Genomic DNA, 17,634 nt, shown 5'->3' with positions numbered 1-17,634 from the left:
CAATCTGAACACATCTCACAGCAGGCAAGTCATCGGTGACTGACAGCCCAGTGCACGTCAGCGAGCTGCCGTGGATCGAGCCCGTCATGGCGATGCGATGTCTGGCTCATCGACCGCAGCTTACGTTTCTCGATAGCGCGGCCAAGCATGAATTGCTCGGCCGCTATTCATATCTGAGCTGCGATCCGTTCAGTACCTTTATGGTCGCGGACGGACAGGCGCGTTGGAACGGAGAGCCTCTTGAAGGCGACCCGTGGGAAGCTCTTCGCGCCCTTCTCGCCAACTATTCGCAAGAGCATCGCTCCGATCTCCCCCCGTTCCAGGGAGGCGCAGCCGGCTTCCTTGCTTACGATTTAAACAGGACGTTAGAGCACTTGCCGACGCCCGCAATTCCCGGGCAGGGATTGCCCCAATCGCTCCTGCATTTCTATGACGTAGTCGTGAGCTACGACCACTGGCACAACAAATGCTGGATCATTTCCACCGGATGGCCGGAGCAGGATCCTATACGTCGCGTAGAGCGTGCACGCCGTCGAGCCGACGAATTTGCAGCACTGCTTGCCAACCCAGAGACGCCGCGGGATACATCCTCCGGCAGCGTGGGCGCTTGGCATTCGAACTTCAGCCGCGAGGACTATGTTGCGGCGGTCAAGCGCGTCGTCGGCTTGATTCTGGCCGGAGACGTCTTCCAAGCCAACATTGCGCAGCGCTTCAGCGCGAGGGTGCCGATTTCCTTCGACCCCCTCACCTTCTACAGCCAGCTACGATCATCGAACCCCGCACCGTTTGGGGCGCTCCTGCGCTATGGCAAGCTGACCGTCGCATCGAGCTCGCCGGAGCGTTTCCTGAAGCTTGGTGGAGGCCGGGTCGAAACACGCCCCATCAAGGGCACGATCGCGCGTTCCGCTGATTGGAAGGAAGACCAACGCCGAGGTGAAATCCTCGTTGCGTCTGAAAAGGACCGCGCCGAGAACGTCATGATCGTCGACCTCCTACGCAACGATCTGTCACGTGTCTGCACTGCGCGTTCGATCGAAGTTCCAGCGCTGTGCGACCTCGAATCCTATGCCTCGGTGCACCACCTCGTGTCGGTCGTTACGGGTGAACTTGCAGGAGACCAGGACGCCGTTACCTTACTTCGCGCTTGCTTTCCCGGCGGCTCCATTACCGGAGCGCCAAAGGTGCGCTCGATGGAAATCATAGCGGAAATCGAGCGTGTGGCACGCGAGCTCTATTGCGGGGCGATCGGCTTCATTGGTTTTAACGGGCACATGGACACGAACATTGCGATTCGCACTGTAACGATCGACGGCGATGTGGCTGTCTTTCATGCAGGCAGCGGGATCACGGCGATGTCGGACCCAGAGGCCGAATACGAGGAGACGCTCGCCAAGGCGAAGCGCATCTTCGATGCGTTTCGTGCTGAACGATCCGGTGCAGTTTGATTTTCATCATCGACAACTACGATTCCTTCGTCTTCAACATTGCCCGCTATTTCCGCAACCTTGGTGAGGCAACGGAGGTGGTCCGGAACGACGAGATCAGCGTCAGGGACCTTGTTGGCTTGAGGCCGCGCGCAGTGGTCATCTCACCGGGTCCCTGCACTCCACTTGAGGCCGGAATATCCACGGCCGTCGTTCGCGAGCTTTCAGGTCGCGTACCACTTCTGGGCATTTGCCTCGGACACCAATGTATCGGTAGCGTTTTCGGCGGAGGCGTGGCGCGTGCACGTCGCCCTATGCATGGTCGGTCCTCCACTGTAACGCATGACGGTCGAGGGCTGTTCAAGGAGCTCCCGTCTCCACTTCGCGTTGGGCGCTACCATTCTCTTGTCGTTGAGCTCGATGAGGCATGCGCGCCGCATCTCACGGTGACAGCGCGTTCGGACGAAGGCGAGGTCATGGCTCTCGCACATCGTTTCCAACCAACATTCGGCGTGCAGTTTCATCCGGAATCGATACTCACGGAACATGGGCACGTACTGCTTATGAACTTCTTGCGCCTGACGGAGGCTTGCTGGGCGAGGATCGAGCCAATTGCCGGATCGCTATGATCGGGCTCGGCAACGGTTCGATCCCGTCGCAACCGATGACGCTCGGGCGCGGAGGGGTATTCAGGCCTGATGCCGACGCACGGTGCTCGCATCAGCGATGAAGCGTGTAGAACAGCGCCTGAGGTCCTCCTCCTCCTGAATTTCGGACTAGGTTGATTGCCGTGCCGGGCGGAACGGCCAACACATGGCTCCGACCAAAGGGCAAAAAACGGGCGCGGCGAAGATTCGTGCCGGATGCTACTCAGGGCCGTGACCAGCCTGGCACAAAGCGAGTTAGTGCGCTATCCATGAACCATCAGGCCGGCTCGGCAAAAGTCTCATTTACCTGTGTCTGTACCGGCATGCATCAAGGCGATGGTGATCTTGCACAATCGTGAGAGCCCGATGAAGGCGTACTCCGACGGGAGTGACGGTCTCCTGTCGGTCGGCCGTGTCAAGTTGGCTCAGATAGCGCGCGACGCTCTCCTCCTCCCGGTATTCACGACCTTGAACTTGCTCCCATCGATGGCGACGCTCGCCATCGTGAAAAGGCCCATCCCGCGGCAGAGCTCGACAAAGCGCGCACAGACCTTGCGCAAGCCCAGGCTGTTGTCTTCGCGGAAGTCCGCGATCGTCTTGTGATCGGGAGCAAGCCGGCCCAGCAGCCACATCACGTCGATGTTGCGTCCGGCCTCTCGTTCCAGCCGCCCGCTTGACTGCACCCGGGTTCAGATTGCCGTAGATGTAAAGCTTCAGGAGAACCGAGGGTGATACGACGGCCGGCCAGTTGCCGCCGACGCAACTCCACCGAAGCACATCTCGGCCAGATCAAGCGCATCGACAAACTCGTCGATCGCGCGAATAGGGTTGTTCTCGTCAATGAAATCATCGAGGCATTCAGGCAGCAGCGTCCGTTGCCCACGATCCGTCCCCGCAACGAAGCGCCTCATCAATTCCCCCTCAGAATCAGGGGAGAATCATAACAGCGGCACTCTGTTTTCACACATGGGGTAATTCCGGGCTCGGAGCCATACTCAGGCTCTGGGAATCAGCTCTCCAGTTCGACGAGGCCTACCTCGGGGCCTTGCAATAACGGAGAGACGCAATGGAGCGCTATGTGGGACTAGACGTGTCACTGAAACTGACTTCGATCTGCATCGTCGATCAGACAGGAAAGGTCGAGCGCGAAGGGGTGGTTACGTCTGACCCGGAGGCGATCGCGACATTCATCAAATTGCACGCGCCACACGTCGTTCGGATTGGGCTCGAGACGGGAGCAACGTCGACATGGCTGTGGACCGAACTGAATAAGATCGGGTTACCCGTTATCTGCATTGACGCCAGGCATGCGAAGGCGGTTCTGAAAATGCAGATCAACAAGAGCGACCGAAATGACGCTGCTGGCATAGCGCGTATCATGCAATGTGGTTGGTACAAGGAGGTTTGCGTCAAGGATCTCGATAGTCATGCGACCAAGGCCCTTCTTGTCAGTCGAGCTCTGCTCGTCAAGATCAAGCGGGATATCGAAAATCAAATCCGAGGGCTCCTCAAGAATCTTGGGCTTGTCATCGGACGAGCAAAGATGAATATGTTTGCTGTGCGCGCCGCGCAGTTGGCCGAGGATCGGTCAGAGCTTTTTGCCGCGGTAGATCCATTGCTGAAGGCACGCGAGGCCGTCGAGCAACAGATTGTGGACCTTGACCGCAAAGTACTGCGGCTGGCTCGCAACAATGCTCAGGTGCGACGGTTCATGACGGCTCCTGGCATCGGCCCGGTCACGGCCCTTTGCTTCCTTGCGACGATCGATGACCCCGCTCGCTTCAAGAGATCACGAAGCGTCGGAGCCTACGCAGGGCTAACGACCCGCCGATACGCATCCGGCGAGATTGACTGGACGGGCCGAATCTCGAAATGCGGCGATAAGATGCTGCGAAGTTACCTCTACGAGGCGGCCAATGTGCTGCTCACACGCGTAGCAAAATGGTCAGCACTCAAAGCGTGGGGCATTCGGCTTGCAAAACGAAGCGGGCTACGCAAGGCCAAGGTTGCGGTTGCCCGAAAACTTGCTGTCATTCTGCATCGGATGTGGATCGATGGTACCGAATTTAAATGGTCATCAAAGGATGCTGCTGATCAGCCTGCATAAAGGATAACGAGTTCCCGCCGAACAGCGGGAGCGAACGTCCCTGCCGGGACGCTGGCGTTGGTGAGATCGCCCCTGGCTTTGCGGTGCTCGAAAGGGCAAAGCGCGCTTCACACATTGATCCGCTAACGTCATCTTACGCCATCATGCGGAGGGCACGCCCCTACCGCGGAGAGAACCATGGACCCGGCAAGAATGTTCAAGGAGAGCTTGACCTCACGCCCGGAATTAGAGAACAGCCAGGGTCACAAGCGGTCATTTTTCCTTTTTTTCATTGTCCGGGTGGTCGGATGCGAGGGATGCAGCGGTAGTTTCACCTGTGATGGGAGATCCGGCCGCATCGTACAAGATGCCGTTCACTTGCTTCTTGCGGCGTCCAGAATCCACCAGTTGTGTAATCGCTCGTTGAACCCTATAGCCGGACACCTCCAGCTTAGCGGCCAATTCAACGTGAATGTTCTTCGACCACGGCTGGGTAGGCAATAAAGTGTCTACTTGATCGACAAATTCATCCGATAGCCGGGAAGTGTCGTTCCGCTGTGCTTCTCTGAAGGCCCAGCTCGACTCATCGTGTTTTAGAGCCTCGATGCCCGGCAGCGAATGCAGAGCTCCGAACTCTTTGCAAACATCCTTGCAGAACGCTGCGCTCGGCTCCTGACGAAGCGAGCTTAATCGTCGTTGCTCGACAAAGCGGAAGCATACGTCCATCAGGCCATGATCGATTTTGTCCAGGTCGATCTTTTTGCAGAACTCAGATGCAGAGAAACTGAACCGACCAATTATCTTGGAGACGTACAACAAGACGATGAGCCCGCGCCAACTTCTCAGCGCGCGTTCGCCCCAGCCTTCTCGCGCCCCGAGCATCTCACGCTCGGCAGCCTTCAAAAGTAGCACGAGACGAGGCCACATTTCGATTGGCGCGCTCTCCGAAAACACCTGTTCGTAGCGTTCTTGATTTCGCATGAAGCGTGATTTAAGCCGTGCCGCTCGTGCAGGCTGCTTCATGATGATCGCCACGTATCCTGCGGCAACGTACATTGGAGTTACAAATCTCTCCGGCGGCTTTCCGATGTTCCTGTAGTAGTTTTTGCGACGCTCATAGTAGAAGTCGTGTCGTTCGAGAATTTGTTCAATGTCTCTTTGAATCTTGTTCGTCGCGTGCAGGGCGGCCTGTTCGATGGCGCTTTGATTATTCGTCGCGCGGATGATTTGATCGCGTAACTGCTCCTCGCCGGAGACGATTATCTTTATAGACACGGTCCTGTCAGCTGATCGGCTCGAGCCAGAGCGAAAGTGTCGATATATCGACTCGGTCGTCTGCAGACCGTTAACAACCTGGATGTCTTGCATCATCATGTTCTTGCCCCCGCGTATGACCGCATTGGTGGCTAGGATGGTCACCCCATTGTTCAGCCAGAGAAAGTCAGGTCCATTCTCGTCGTCGAGCGAGGCCGCGATGTCGAGGTTGACCTTGTTCTCTCCCAAATAGTCGCGGACATTGGAATCGAACAAATACCGCCTGAGATTACCCTGCGCATCACAGATGAAATTGTAGTAATCGATAAGCTTGGCAATCAAGATATAACCACCGGCCGGCCCCGCCAGATGATCTTGAAACGGCAGCTCTAATGTGAATTGTTTGACTTGTCGGTATCGCTCTATCAGTTCAGTCGAACCCATGAACGTGAAGGTTGCGACGGTGTCGCTGAAGAAGCTGGCCGCGAGGTGACGCATTTGCTCCGCGCGAGCGCTGACACTTTCGCCGATATTGCCGGTGTCACCTCGCGAACCATATACAAAATTGAGAGTGATTTTGGGATTCGTTATTGCGAGCTTCTCATAGGTGCGAGCCAACAAGCTGCGCGACTTCAATAGCTCGGCCGAATATTTACCCTTGAAGTTTGTTGCACCAATCGAAAGATCGAACAGCTCCTGGATGGTCGCCAGCATGTTGTTCAAGGTCTGCTCTTTGAATGTATCGTGATGCTTGCAGCTAATCACGACGACATCGACTTGCGCGTTGGACCGGGGCCACGCTGCGGTCGTATCGGAGACCAGATGGCCATTGACGAAAATGAAGAAGCCGTCGATGCCGCCATCATACTGGCCGTCCACCCAGCCCGCTTCCAGCTCTTCGTCTGATAAGTCGTATTGCTTCAGGATTTGCTCAAAGCAGAAATACTCAAAAACCTCGCCTACATCGTTGGAGGGCTTCTTGTCTGCCAATCTCTGGGCGATGATGCCGTCAATGAGGATGCTATCGTTCTTTGCCATGGGTTCCGCAGTATGGTGGTGTTGTAGCAATCAACCGCGACTCGTGGTTGAAGGCAATAGCCAAAGTCCGCATGGGGTCACAACCTGCCCTATTGACGGCGGTCCACCTATGTCCGCTATCTGCATAAGCGGGGCGCGTTCGTGGCGCTGCTACCGAATAAGACTAGTGCGGCCAATCCGGCCGCAGTGTGGTGGCCGGGAGGGCGGTGAGGAATAGGACGTTAGGAGAGTCTTATGGCGGACAAGGAAGCCTTTGCCTACCTCTTCGCATACCTGTGAACACAGATCCTGGAATGCTTTCCAGCCGATGCCGTGCAGCGCCAAGTCGCTCCACGGTCCTTCGGCTCGCGCGGGTTCAGCCGCGGATTCGAGGGTGGGATTTTCTTGCGCTATGAGGGCAGTCTTCATTTGCATGAGCAAAAATCACGTCAGGATTTGTTGGCATCCCGATGCATCGATCTTGATGCGCTCGAAGCTGCTAGATCGGAAAGAAGCCGTAGCGGCCGTTGGTCGCCTGCTTCGTGAAAAAATGTGTCGTCATATTCGCTAGAAGATCGGCGGTGGGATCCTCGTTCTCGACAATTATTATTTGAAAATTCGCGGAACGCGTCGTCAAGTCTTTGTAAAATGCCTGCTTCACATGGATCTTCTGATCTGGGGCGAGGTCATCTTCATGGTCTGCCTCGCGAAAGGTCACGAGCGGCGAGTCGAGCACGATAAAACCGGTTGGCTTTCGCTTCATTGTCTTGATTGCGAGCTGCAAGCCGATCGTGAACGCAGCATGTGTAAGTGCGCGCAGGCCCTTGCCTTGCTCACCACGGCGTCGACTACCGAGTACCAGATCGTAGTTCTTCTCTTCATAGTAGACCGGTTTCTCGTACGGGAAGTGCCACGCCTCGAGCAGCATTTCGACCGCAACACTCAGCGCTTGGACAGACGCTGCTGGCAGGCCAGGGCGCTCTTCGTTTGTCTTCCCAGCGGTGCTTAGAGCTGCCTCCGCATCCGACTTTCTCAGTCGAAGTGCATTGAGCCGATCAGCAAGGCCGATTGCATTGCGAACTCGGGCTCGTGTGGTTAGCAGTTCGTCGTAATGCTGCCGTGCCACAGACAATGCCGGCGTTAATGTGTCCCGTACGATTTCATCCGCTGCGAGGAATGACGCTCGCGCCGTATGCGCGTCTGCCCGCAGGGTCTCCCGTTCTCGTCTCATGTCGGAAGTTGCCTCGCCTAGTTCGAGTCTGAGCTGATTGATCTTTGTGATCTCGCTCGCGCAAGCTATTCGCAGGCGCTCGATGTCGCCATCGTGCGGCACTCCCTCGTGACGGTGGTCTCCGGCAGGAGCGCCGCACAGTGGGCATGTTCCTGCGGCCAAGGCGACGAAGTGCTGACCGGCTTCTGCAATCGCATTGAGACGGTTGAGATCGGACGAGTAGCTTTGATCGAGTAGAGCGAAGCGCTCATCGAGGCCATCGATTTCGCTTTCTCGGATTTCAATTCGTTCTCGCGTTGCCCAGGCCTCGCGGCGCGCACGTTCTTGCTCCTGAAATGCAGATCGTTCGGTCGCGAGTGCTCTTTCGCTGGCCAAGATCGCGGCTTCGAGGCGCTGGTCCTGAGCTGCGAGGCCGCTCGGATCGTCAGTATGGTCGTTCAGTTCTGCTTCGAAGTCGGCGATTAATTGATCGAGGACGGCGATTTGTCCCTCAATCTCCGCCTTTACGATAGCCCGCTTCTTTGTGGCGACCAGCGCACTGTCATCTAGGCCAGTGAGAAGCAACTTCAATACACTGGCCTGTGCCGTTCGCTGCGTGGACTCTCCGGTGAAAACGGGTGAGCTCTTCTTGATAATACTCTCTTCGTCAACAATGACCAGGGGAGCCAGATTTCGGAAGCTCAGGTTCTGAAGTTCGTTGTTGACGTTCTTCCGCAGGCGCTTCCCATCGAGTTCAACAAACCCGAGGAGGAACGTGCTGATGTTGTTCGGATCCGTGGCGGAGTGTCGCGCAGCGAGTGTTACGTGCTCGACGCCCGGAGTCGACGGCTGGCTAAGCACGAAATCGCCGCCCTGCAATGCACGTGTGAGGACGTATGACTTCCCATCGTTGCTTTCGATTGCCAGGTGGGCTTGATCATATCCGCCGCTCTCTGGAATCTGGCGAGGTGGTGTGGCGCCACCCAACATAAAGTCGATTGCTTCGACAAGATAGGACTTGCCAGTGTCGGATGGGCCGGAAACGACGTTGAGGCCCGTACCAAAAGTGATTTCGGCGTCTCGCTTACCCGGGCCCGTCACGCGAAGCGCGCGCAACTGAAAGCCATTCATAGCAATCGCTCCGGGGGAAGTTTCATAGCTTGGAATTCTCGCGTCCAGCGCTCGAAGCGAGCATCGAAATAGCTCTTTAGCTCGTCATCGTCTAGCGGACCGAAATGATCTACCGCCCATACCGCGCGTTCCCGAAGGGACTGGCTATAGCTCGACTGAAGGCAATCGAGAAATGGCGCGGCGTCGTCGGTGGCACAATAGGCGAAGCCCTCAGCATCGGCGCGCCTTTCGACCAAGCTGCGTCCGACAAGAAGAAGAAGACCTCGTTCAATGATGCCGCGACGCACCAGGAGTTCTCCGTTTCGAAGCGGCGTGTTGGGATGAAGGCTTGCAGGGCCGTCTGCATCCTGTGAGTGAACAACCAGATAGTCGAAATACAGAAGGCGTTGAAGGTCGTATGCGGACGGATAAGCCTCGACAAGAATGGCAATTGCGCGGACTCCTGTTTCCAGCGCGCTGTTGAAGGGAGAAGAACCATGTGCGGCATCGATCATTTTGGCACCCATGTCAGTCGATCGGCGTTTGCCAGCTGATGGCAAATGCCACGCCTGTCCTTCGGCTCAACGCGCCCAAGCAATGCCGAACTCGTTATATCGAGTTTCGTGGCGTGCTCGACGGTTGCGTTAAGGCGCGTGAGGCCACAAGCATGGATGCCCGCCTCCGCAGTGTCGATTACGCCGTCGTGGATTTGGTCTTGGAGATTCTCAAATGCGCCCGGCGGCAGCGTGTCACGCGAGAAGCTGCGCAGCGCCTCAGCGCAATAGAAGCTCTCGCGCGCCCTCTGAAAATGCCGTCCCTCAGCGGAAGGCAATGCGCCGAGCGACGTGAAGATCGTGGACTTATTGTCGCCGTAGGCCTCAAGCAGCTGCGCGACATACCGGCTTTCGGAGGCAGCAATCTGCGCCGGTGGCAGAGGCGCCGGAGCCCTTTCTGGCAATCCTAGTCCAAAGCGGACGGCGAAATACGGCGTGCCGCGATGTTGCTCGATGAGCTTGAGAGGAGGTACATGAGCAACCCGACCGAAGTCGAAATTCTGAACATAGACTAGAAGCGCACCTGTAAGCGGAACAGTGGTAGTCTTCGTAATCTGCGTAGTGCATTTCTCAAACCAATTGGCGATCAATCCAGCGCGCAGCTCTTCGGGCTTCTTTAGCAGGCGCATGAGTTTTGTGCCGACACCTCGCGGTGCAACAAAATAGTAGCGACGCGGTACGGCGTAGGCATTTATGAAGGTGTAGTAGAAGAGCTTGCCCAGCTCGAGCCATATATCGCTTGGAGTTAGCGCATGGTCATAGTGCTTGCACTGATAATTGTCCCAAGGGCTATTCTTATCGGACGGATCGACCGTGGCGATGACGTCGCATCCCATGTCGCCGGCGCCGCCCGCGCGCTCGACAAGTTTGTAGCCCGGCATACTCGATGCCCACTCATCGACGCACTCTTCCCATTGCGTGGCGGAGAAGATTTTAACTCGTTCGATTGGCGGGATGGCCGGGCCGGAACGAATTTCAAGCGGATCAGCAGCACTAATAACTGCCTTCACATTAATGGCTCGCGTCGCAGGCTTCATAAACGTCCCCTGAAACGGGACGCCGCTTTTTTACAGAGCACTAGCCCCACGGTCGTTAACCCTAGTCTTGCCTTCGGAGGACATGTCACACTGCCTTGCGTAGACTTGTGCCATTCCTCCCTCAAAAAAGGGCCACTCCGAAGGAGTGGCCCAAGTGAGGGAGGAAAACGCCCCCTAAGGAGCCTCTGGGGATCAGGCCGCGGCCTGTTCGATCGGTGAGAAGGGTAGGCCGAGACTCTCGGCCACGGCCTTATAAGTTAGCCGGCCCCGATAGACATTGAGGCCTGCGCGCAGATGCGGATTCTCGAGCACGGCTGCAAATCCCTTGTTGGCGAGAGCCAAACCAAAGGGCAGCGTGGCATTGTTTAATGCGTGGCTTGAGGTGAGCGGGACAGCTCCGGGCATATTGGCGACGCAGTAATGAATGACGCCGTCCACCTCGAAGGTTGGATCCGCATGCGTCGTCGGGCGCGAGGTCTCGAAGCATCCGCCCTGATCGATAGCTACGTCCACGATGACGGAGCCCTTGCGCATCGAGCTCAACATGCCGCGGCTGACCAGCTTCGGCGCGCTGGCGCCGGGAACCAGCACCGCCCCAATGACAACGTCCGCTGCAAAGACTTCCTCCTCGACGGCTTCTATGGTCGAGAACCTGGTGCGAACGCGCCCCTCGAATAGTTCGTCCAGTTCGCGAAGCCGGGGAATCGAACGATCGAGGATCGTGACCTCGGCACCCAGTCCCGCCGCCATCCGTGCGGCATGTGCACCAACAACCCCGCCTCCGATCACAACGATACGGGCCGGCTGCACACCGGGCACGCCGCCGATCAACAGCCCCCGCCCGCCTGCGTACCGCCTCAGCGCCGCACCCGCGGCCTCGATCGCAAGCCTGCCCGCAACTTCGCTCATCGGCGCAAGCAGCGGAAGCCCGCCAGCCGGACCAGTCACGGTCTCGTAGGCAATGGCGGTACATCCGGACTTTATGAGGCCCTTAGCCTGCTCCGGGTCCGGCGCCAGATGCAGATATGTGAAGAGGATCTGGTTCTCTCGCAGCTGGGTCCATTCCGAAGGCTGGGGCTCCTTGACCTTTACGATCATCTCGCTCGATGCGAATACATCGTGAGCGGACCCCAGAATCGTCGCGCCAGCCTTGCGGTACTGGTCGTCTGTTGCGCCGATGCCAGCGCCAGCCGTGGTCTCGATCAGCACGCTGTGGCCTGCGGCCACATATTCGCGGACAGCCCCAGGAGTCAGGCCGACGCGGTATTCGTGCGTCTTGATCTCCTTGGGAACACCGACCTTCATTTGGAATCTCCTCTTGGACGGTCCCCTTCTAGTGGGAATCGCGGTGCAAACTTGCGAAAGTGGAGCCAAGTCACGCTGAAATTCCGCGATTTTTTGTGCAATCACGCAGGATTTCAAAGAAGCGCACGAGACCCGCATGGCAATCGTCGAAGCGCAGCTGTAAGTGGCGGATGACCGAACCGAATTCTCGTGTCGAGCGAAACTGTTTGCCACTGCGATCGCGCGGCTATGGGACGCCGCATCAAAACAATCACAAGATATGAAGCACGACTTGACCTGAGCAAACTTGACCTCATCATTGGAGGCAAGCGATCAGATTGCGCCGCGTTCGCGCAATATCCTGAAACAAGTCACAGGGTTGTCCTGCGGCATGACGTGATAAGGCGTATGAACCCGATATCCGAGTTTACCGATTGAGGCGAAAGTCAAACGTGTGATTTTTCGAATGCCTGCAGCGAGAAGGACAATGCGTTACGTTTTCCAAGCTTTCATCGATCAACTCATCGAAAGTACTGACGTCGACGACCTTAGGCTGGGGATGGCCGAAACTGCCGCCGCGCTCGATCTGTGTTGTTTCGCCTACCTCGCTTTACCTTCCAGACCAGGCGCGCAGCCACTTCTGATTTCGACCTATCCATCAAGTTGGACTTCGCATTACGTCCAGCAGCAGTATCATCGGTTCGACCCCGTGATTATCCAATCCCTTCGCCGGGACAAGGCCTTTGAGTGGGGCCTTGGTCTCGGACCAGAAGTACATTCGGAGCCTGCCCGCCAGCTCTTCGAGGAGGCCGCCCGATTTGGCATTCGCTGCGGCTTCACCGTTCCGATTCACGAGAGCGGCGTCGCTGTTGCCACGGTCACATTTGCCGCCAGCGAACGAGGTGCGTCCTTCGGACGTTCTGTACGCCGGCATGCTCGTATACTTCCCTTTTTAGCAACGACTTTCCATGCACATGCACAACGTAAGCTGCGTGCCCCTGATCAGATTGATGGTGTCACGCTTTCTCGGCGAGAAATCCAATGTCTGAATTGGGCCGCTCAGGGCAAGTCTTGCTGGGAAATTGGCCGCATCATGGGCATCTCTCACTATACGGTCGCATTTCACCTGGACAACGCCAGGACCAAGCTGGGCGTTCGATCGACGATCCAGGCAGTCGCGCGTTTTGTTGCTGCTGGCCGAAAGACCTAGGTGTGGACGGCCGGCGCGCCGCGGCGATCTACGCCGTCATCGCCTCCGCCAAGCTCAACGACATCGATCCCCAGGCCTGGCTCGCACACATACTGGCCCGTCTGCCGGGTCATCCCGCCAAGCGCATCCAGCACTTCGACCTTGGAATTCGCGCCCTCAGAGCGTCGCCCATGCGGCTTGAGTCCATCAGCTTGCCGACCAAGATGAGCTAACGAGGGTAAACGATGTTCCGGCATCACCCCCGAGATGCCAAACCGCGATTAATTCCCGGCGATTTGATCTTGGGCGGCAGCCAGACGTTCGGCTTCTTTTCATGCTGCAGCTTTTGTCCTGAATGGTCCGATGTCGTTCTCTTCAGTGTCAGGCAACCAGGCAGGAAGGAACCACCAGCCTCCTGGTCGTCCGTAGCTGGCCGTGCTTCGGACTGATCCGATGCCCTCAGCGATGAACCAGCCAGGATCGACCCCGTCCTGTCGCCATGAGATTTCTGACATGGTGTGTGTCATCCTCGATAGAATGTCCCCTCAAACTCTAGGTCTCGTTCCCGAGTTCTAGCCACTCCATATAGGCCGAACAGTAAAAACTCGTCGATAGTGCTCTGAGGATGTTCGGCGACACTACGGGCGAAGACCGACCAAATATGCTTGCGCGGCTCGGTCCCGCTATTCCGGATCGTCGCCGGATGCGTGCGTCGGATCTCGGTATCACACCCTCCTTAACTGAGGAGGCTGCACATTCCCGATGATTCGCCTTCAATACCCGCCCTGCGGCTTTGGAGGCACAATCAATGATGCAGATCATCACACAGGAGTTCTATGGAGCCTTTGCTGAAGACCTTTGTGAGATGCACCGACTTAGATACAGGGTTTTCAAGGAACGCCTCGCATGGGACGTTCAGACCAGCGGCGACATGGAGATCGATGAATTCGACGCCCTCGGTCCTGTTTACCTCATTCAGCGATCGAGCAATTACAGCGTTCAGGGCTGCGTACGACTGCTTCCATCTACCGGACCGACGATGTTGCGCGATACCTTTCCTGTGCTGCTCGATGGACAGCCCTTTAAAGCGAATCTTTCGGTCTGGGAAAGCAGCCGTTTTGCGCTGGATGTTGACGCTGGAACGCGCGGAACGATGCGGGGGCTAACCAGCGCGACCTACGAGCTCTTCGCTGGCATGATCGAATTCGGCCTTTCGAGGCGGCTCACAGAAATTATAACTGTGACCGACGCCCGGATGGAGCGTATCTTGCGACGCGCAGGGTGGCCCCTGCGACGGGCAGGCCAGGCAAGGACATTGGGAAACACCCAAGCAGTCGCTGGTTATCTTGAGATTTCCGCGGCCGCACTATCCCGGGTCCGCGACACCGGAACACTTCGCTCACCTGTGCTCTGGGAACCGGCGCTGAAAGCTGCGTAGAGATCTCGCATGTTCAACCCCTCAACCTCCCCAAAATTGCCGGCCGCGATCTCAAGAGACATGTCTCGCCCTGTGCAATCAACCAATATCAGTCTTCATCATTTGCGATCGGCGGTCGCCGCGGCGGACTGCGGAAGCTTTCGACAGGCGGCCGAATGCCTGGCCGTGCAGCATTCGGTGCTCAGTCGCTCGATCAGTCAGTTTGAGCACCTGGTCGGAGTGGCTCTATTTGACCGTTCGACCGGCGGGGTCGTACCAACGCGGGCCGGGCGAACGATCCTGCAAATGTCGCGAATGATCCTTGAGCAGGTCGACACACTGGTCGCAACGGGCCGCTCCAGCGGCCGCGGCGAGGCGGGCCACCTTTCCGTGGGTTTCTGCACCTCAATATCTGCAGGCAATCTACGTGCCACCCTCGCGGAGTTCAGGAAGCGAACTCCCATGGTCGCACTCACCACAGCCGAACAGTCGCGCACGCGTCTGATGGATTCTGTTCGCAGTGGCACGACCGATGTCGCCGTCGTGCCTGGAGGACGTACGCTACCCGGTCAGAAGAGTCTGCCGGTTTGGAGCGAACGCATTCTCATTGTGCTTCCAAAGGATCATCCTCTGCTCTCCCGCAACGTTATCCACTGGACCGACCTTCACGACGAGACAGTTCTTCTAAGCCAACGTGATCCTGGAAGCGATTTAAAAGAGCTGCTGGTTTCAAAGCTGGTTGCCAATGAGAGGCGGCCAAAGATCGAGCGGCATGATGTAAGCCGAGGCATCATCAAGAGCCTCGTTAGCTTGGGGCTTGGAATAAGTCTGGTCCTTGAAGCTGACGTGGGAGCCAACTTCACCGGCGTGGTCTATCGGGAAATCCAGGACGGTTCTGGACCAAGCCGTATGGGCTTTAACGCGTACTGGCGTAAGGACAATGAGAACCCGGCGCTTACGCGCTTCCTTGATCTCTTGGCCGAACGCTATCCTTCACCGCCTTCAACAGCAGAGGGATGACTTGAACGCCTAAGCTTTCTGAAACCGCGATCGGTGGCCATAAACCGTGCCAGCATCGGCGCAATCAGCTTGGCGGGCTCTACAGATTGGCTCGATTCACGCGAAAGGGTTTCGGCATAGGCAACTAGATCTCGATGCACGGGCGCCGGCAGATCAAGACTGATCTTGACGGGTTTTTCATCTGGGATCGCTCCGATTTTAAGTTTTGGCATGTGCATCACCCTTTATATGGCTCCAGAAGAAGATCGCGGTTGATGTTGACGCGGATCGGAAACCCGGGCCGAACAGTGAGTGTGGGCTGGATGTTGAGACTGCGCCGAACCACTTGCTGTCCGGTTTGGTTGAGCGAATCCGATGCGCCATGTCGCAACGCCTGAATGATCGCACTATCGTTGCTGTTTGTATCGGAGCCAGCTCCCAGTTCTGTGCCGACGGCCAGGAAGGTTGAGAGGGCGGCTGCCTTGAAGAGTTCACCCCAGTGGTTGTCAACCTCGTCTTCAAGCCCTGCATACCCTGACGAATCCGCGCCGGGTTGCCGCTCGAGGACGATGGAGCGCCCGTTGGGCATGATCAGCCGCGTCCAGACCAGCAACACACGTGACTGGCCGAAGCTGATCTGGCTGTCGTAGACACCTATGAGGCGCGCACCCTGCGGGATCAGCAAAAAGCGGCCCGTCGGCGTGTCATACACGTGCGCGGTGACCTGTGCCGTGATCTGTCCCGGCAGATCGGAGCGGACCCCCGTGATCAGCGCTCCGGGAATGACCGTTCCTGCCTGCACCACATAAGGTGAAGCAGCTTTCGTGATTCGATCCGGACTCGTGGTACGCCTGTCCACGGCAGCATTCACGAACGCAAGCTTCCGGTCCTGCGCATTCTGCGCAGATCCCTCCTCGTTGTTGAACCCCGGCGCAGCCATGTTCGCGCGATCAACTGCTTGCCCGACGCCTGTCGGATTTGAGGCCTCTCGCGTATTCGTGGAGGCAAACAGACGGCTGATGCGCGCCGCCTCTGCCTCCTGGTTCTCCCGCTGCCGCTCCTGATCGGCCGAACCTGCCGCGGTACCAGCCGGCTGCCCCTGAGCAGCGAGGATCGGGCGGCCAAGATCGCCTGGAAGCGGCGGGCCCAACTGCGGCACCTGGCGTGGCACCATCGTGTAATCCTGCGGAAGCGCAGTGATACTCTCCGCAACGTTGTGATGATCAGTGCTGTAGAGCTCTTCTGGCCTGGGACCGCGTGCCTGATTTTTCTGCAGCGCCCAGAAGGTCGCACCAGCAACAAGGAATACTGCGAGGGAGCTTCCGGTCAACAAGACCTTGCGCGAAAGGCGGGTCACGCGCGGGTATTCTGGCCGGAGCCGAAACAGCTCTGTCTGCTCCTGAGACGACCGCTGCGTGCCGGCCGGTTGTTCTTCATCCTGACGCTCGGTCATGTCGAGCTCCCGTCGGTCCGAACAATTCTGACCTTCTGCTGGTGCTCTCCGCCCAGGCGGAGTTCGGCGGCTGCGAACAGCCGATCGACAATCAGCAGATTGCCATAAGCCCGATAGTTGACGATCTCGGTCTTGCCGTCAGGGCCGAGGGCAAACAGGGGCGGCATTTCGCCCTGGACGATGCCTTGCGGGAATTCGATGTAGACCTTGCGACCATCATCGTAGGCCGCAATGGGACGCCAGGGAGCGTTGTCACCTTCGATTCGGTAACGGAACCTGCGCTGCGTGATGTCCGGCAAAGCAGGTGTCAAAGGTGCCGATTGTCTCTTCCCCTGCCGATCTTGCGGGTAGTACCACGCAACCAAGGGCATGTAGGGCTTTTCGCGCGAGCGAAGCTCAATCAGATAGGTACGCCGATCCGTGTTGATGACGAGGTTCGTCTCGATCGACGCGCGCGTCGGCTTCACCAGGACATGGACGCGGCGGGTGTCCCCACTTCCGTTCTCGGTATCCCCGACGACCCAACGCACCGTGTCACCGGCCGCGATCGGGCCGGACCCGACCAGCTGTTCGCCCTCCTCCAGCGCGATGTCCGTGATTTGACCCGGCGCTGCGTAGACCTGGTACAGGGCACCGGAACTGAAGCTGTAGATCTGCGCGGCGTTGAAATACCCGCGTTTGCGTGGCTGGACGCGAGCGGCGCTATTGGCCGCTTCGACCCTGTCGACCGGCTCGGCTTCCTCCTTTGCCCCCGATTTGCCACCGAGCGCCGGCTTCCAGGCGGGCGGGACGTGAAGTGGACGGCTTCGATCATCGACATCAGCCGGTAGCGGCGGCAGTGGCGGCACGTCGGAGTCATAGGTGATTTGGGGCGGAATATAGGTCGAGCAGGCGCCAAGCATGCACGCCAGAACCGCGAGCACTGAAACGGCCGCCCTGCCCGATAACCCTGG

At 57.8% G+C, this 17,634-nt stretch carries 14 protein-coding genes and 2 pseudogenes; 7 read left to right on the top strand and 9 right to left on the bottom strand.

Annotation, left to right across the window (positions count from 1 at the left end):
- Window positions 1-35: 35 nt before the first annotated feature.
- Window positions 36-1,445 (top strand): aminodeoxychorismate synthase component I, encoded by a 1,410-nt coding sequence (pabB, locus tag ACFDR6_RS23870; RefSeq protein ID WP_375859696.1) that lies wholly within the window; start codon window positions 36-38, stop codon window positions 1,443-1,445.
- The gene (locus ACFDR6_RS23865; protein WP_375859695.1) at window positions 1,442-2,053 is read left to right on the top strand and encodes an anthranilate synthase component II; all 612 of its coding nucleotides are present in this window, start codon (window positions 1,442-1,444) and stop codon (window positions 2,051-2,053) included. Before pabB ends, ACFDR6_RS23865 begins: the two co-directional genes overlap by 4 nt.
- A gap of 414 nt (window positions 2,054-2,467) precedes the next feature.
- Here the strand turns inward: ACFDR6_RS23865 and ACFDR6_RS23860 are convergent.
- Window positions 2,468-2,982 (bottom strand): annotated as a pseudogene (locus ACFDR6_RS23860) (transposase); the annotation flags it as partial.
- Window positions 2,983-3,137: 155 nt separating this feature from the next.
- Here ACFDR6_RS23860 and ACFDR6_RS23855 point away from each other — a divergent pair.
- Complete coding sequence (locus ACFDR6_RS23855; RefSeq protein WP_375859694.1) at window positions 3,138-4,178, top strand: IS110 family RNA-guided transposase; 1,041 nt, start codon at window positions 3,138-3,140, stop codon at window positions 4,176-4,178.
- Between the two features lie 252 nt (window positions 4,179-4,430).
- Here ACFDR6_RS23855 and ACFDR6_RS23850 read toward each other — a convergent pair whose 3' ends face one another.
- The 5 genes from ACFDR6_RS23850 to ald form a co-directional block, all read right to left on the bottom strand.
- The gene (locus ACFDR6_RS23850; protein ID WP_375859693.1) at window positions 4,431-6,449 is read right to left on the bottom strand and encodes an AIPR family protein; all 2,019 of its coding nucleotides are present in this window, start codon (window positions 6,447-6,449) and stop codon (window positions 4,431-4,433) included.
- 478 nt (window positions 6,450-6,927) lie between these two features.
- Window positions 6,928-8,769, bottom strand: coding sequence for an AAA family ATPase (locus ACFDR6_RS23845; protein ID WP_375859692.1), 1,842 nt, complete (start codon window positions 8,767-8,769; stop codon window positions 6,928-6,930).
- Window positions 8,766-9,263, bottom strand: a complete 498-nt coding sequence (locus ACFDR6_RS23840; protein WP_375859691.1) for an ABC-three component system middle component 2 — start codon at window positions 9,261-9,263, stop codon at window positions 8,766-8,768. Before ACFDR6_RS23840 ends, ACFDR6_RS23845 begins: the two co-directional genes overlap by 4 nt.
- Window positions 9,260-10,339, bottom strand: coding sequence for an ABC-three component system protein (locus ACFDR6_RS23835; RefSeq protein ID WP_375859690.1), 1,080 nt, complete (start codon window positions 10,337-10,339; stop codon window positions 9,260-9,262). The genes ACFDR6_RS23840 and ACFDR6_RS23835 overlap by 4 nt, the downstream gene beginning before the upstream one ends.
- Window positions 10,340-10,531: 192 nt before the next feature.
- Window positions 10,532-11,644, bottom strand: a complete 1,113-nt coding sequence (ald, locus tag ACFDR6_RS23830) for an alanine dehydrogenase (RefSeq protein WP_375859689.1) — start codon at window positions 11,642-11,644, stop codon at window positions 10,532-10,534.
- A 466-nt stretch (window positions 11,645-12,110) separates the two neighbouring features.
- On the opposite strand from ald, the gene ACFDR6_RS23825 reads away from it, so the two are divergent.
- The 4 genes and pseudogenes from ACFDR6_RS23825 to ACFDR6_RS23810 all read left to right on the top strand — a co-directional run bounded on the left by ACFDR6_RS23825 (window position 12,111) and on the right by ACFDR6_RS23810 (window position 15,249).
- Complete coding sequence (locus ACFDR6_RS23825; protein WP_375859688.1) at window positions 12,111-12,833, top strand: LuxR family transcriptional regulator; 723 nt, start codon at window positions 12,111-12,113, stop codon at window positions 12,831-12,833.
- Between the two features lie 8 nt (window positions 12,834-12,841).
- Window positions 12,842-13,014, top strand: a pseudogene (locus tag ACFDR6_RS23820) (transposase domain-containing protein); the annotation flags it as partial.
- Window positions 13,015-13,620: 606 nt separating this feature from the next.
- Window positions 13,621-14,250 (top strand): acyl-homoserine-lactone synthase, encoded by a 630-nt coding sequence (locus tag ACFDR6_RS23815; RefSeq protein ID WP_375859687.1) that lies wholly within the window; start codon window positions 13,621-13,623, stop codon window positions 14,248-14,250.
- Window positions 14,251-14,259: 9 nt separating this feature from the next.
- A complete protein-coding gene (locus tag ACFDR6_RS23810; protein ID WP_375859686.1) occupies window positions 14,260-15,249 on the top strand; it encodes a LysR family transcriptional regulator in 990 nt (329 codons plus the stop codon).
- Here ACFDR6_RS23810 and ACFDR6_RS23805 read toward each other — a convergent pair.
- The 3 genes from ACFDR6_RS23805 to trbG are packed head-to-tail and all read right to left on the bottom strand — an operon-like array spanning window position 15,216 to window position 17,583.
- Complete coding sequence (locus tag ACFDR6_RS23805; protein WP_375859685.1) at window positions 15,216-15,461, bottom strand: DUF2274 domain-containing protein; 246 nt, start codon at window positions 15,459-15,461, stop codon at window positions 15,216-15,218. The genes ACFDR6_RS23810 and ACFDR6_RS23805 overlap by 34 nt on opposite strands.
- A gap of 5 nt (window positions 15,462-15,466) precedes the next feature.
- Window positions 15,467-16,681, bottom strand: a complete 1,215-nt coding sequence (locus ACFDR6_RS23800) for a TraB/TrbI/VirB10 family type IV secretion system protein (protein ID WP_375859684.1) — start codon at window positions 16,679-16,681, stop codon at window positions 15,467-15,469.
- A complete protein-coding gene (gene trbG, locus ACFDR6_RS23795; protein ID WP_375859823.1) occupies window positions 16,678-17,583 on the bottom strand; it encodes a P-type conjugative transfer protein TrbG in 906 nt (301 codons plus the stop codon). Before trbG ends, ACFDR6_RS23800 begins: the two co-directional genes overlap by 4 nt.
- Between the last annotated feature and the right edge of the window lie 51 nt (window positions 17,584-17,634).

This window comes from Bradyrhizobium tunisiense (assembly GCF_042263385.1).
Taxonomy (GTDB): Bacteria; Pseudomonadota; Alphaproteobacteria; order Rhizobiales; family Xanthobacteraceae; genus Bradyrhizobium; species Bradyrhizobium tunisiense.
Note: the sequence above shows the minus strand (reverse complement) of the source record. Positions and strands in the feature narration are given on the sequence as shown.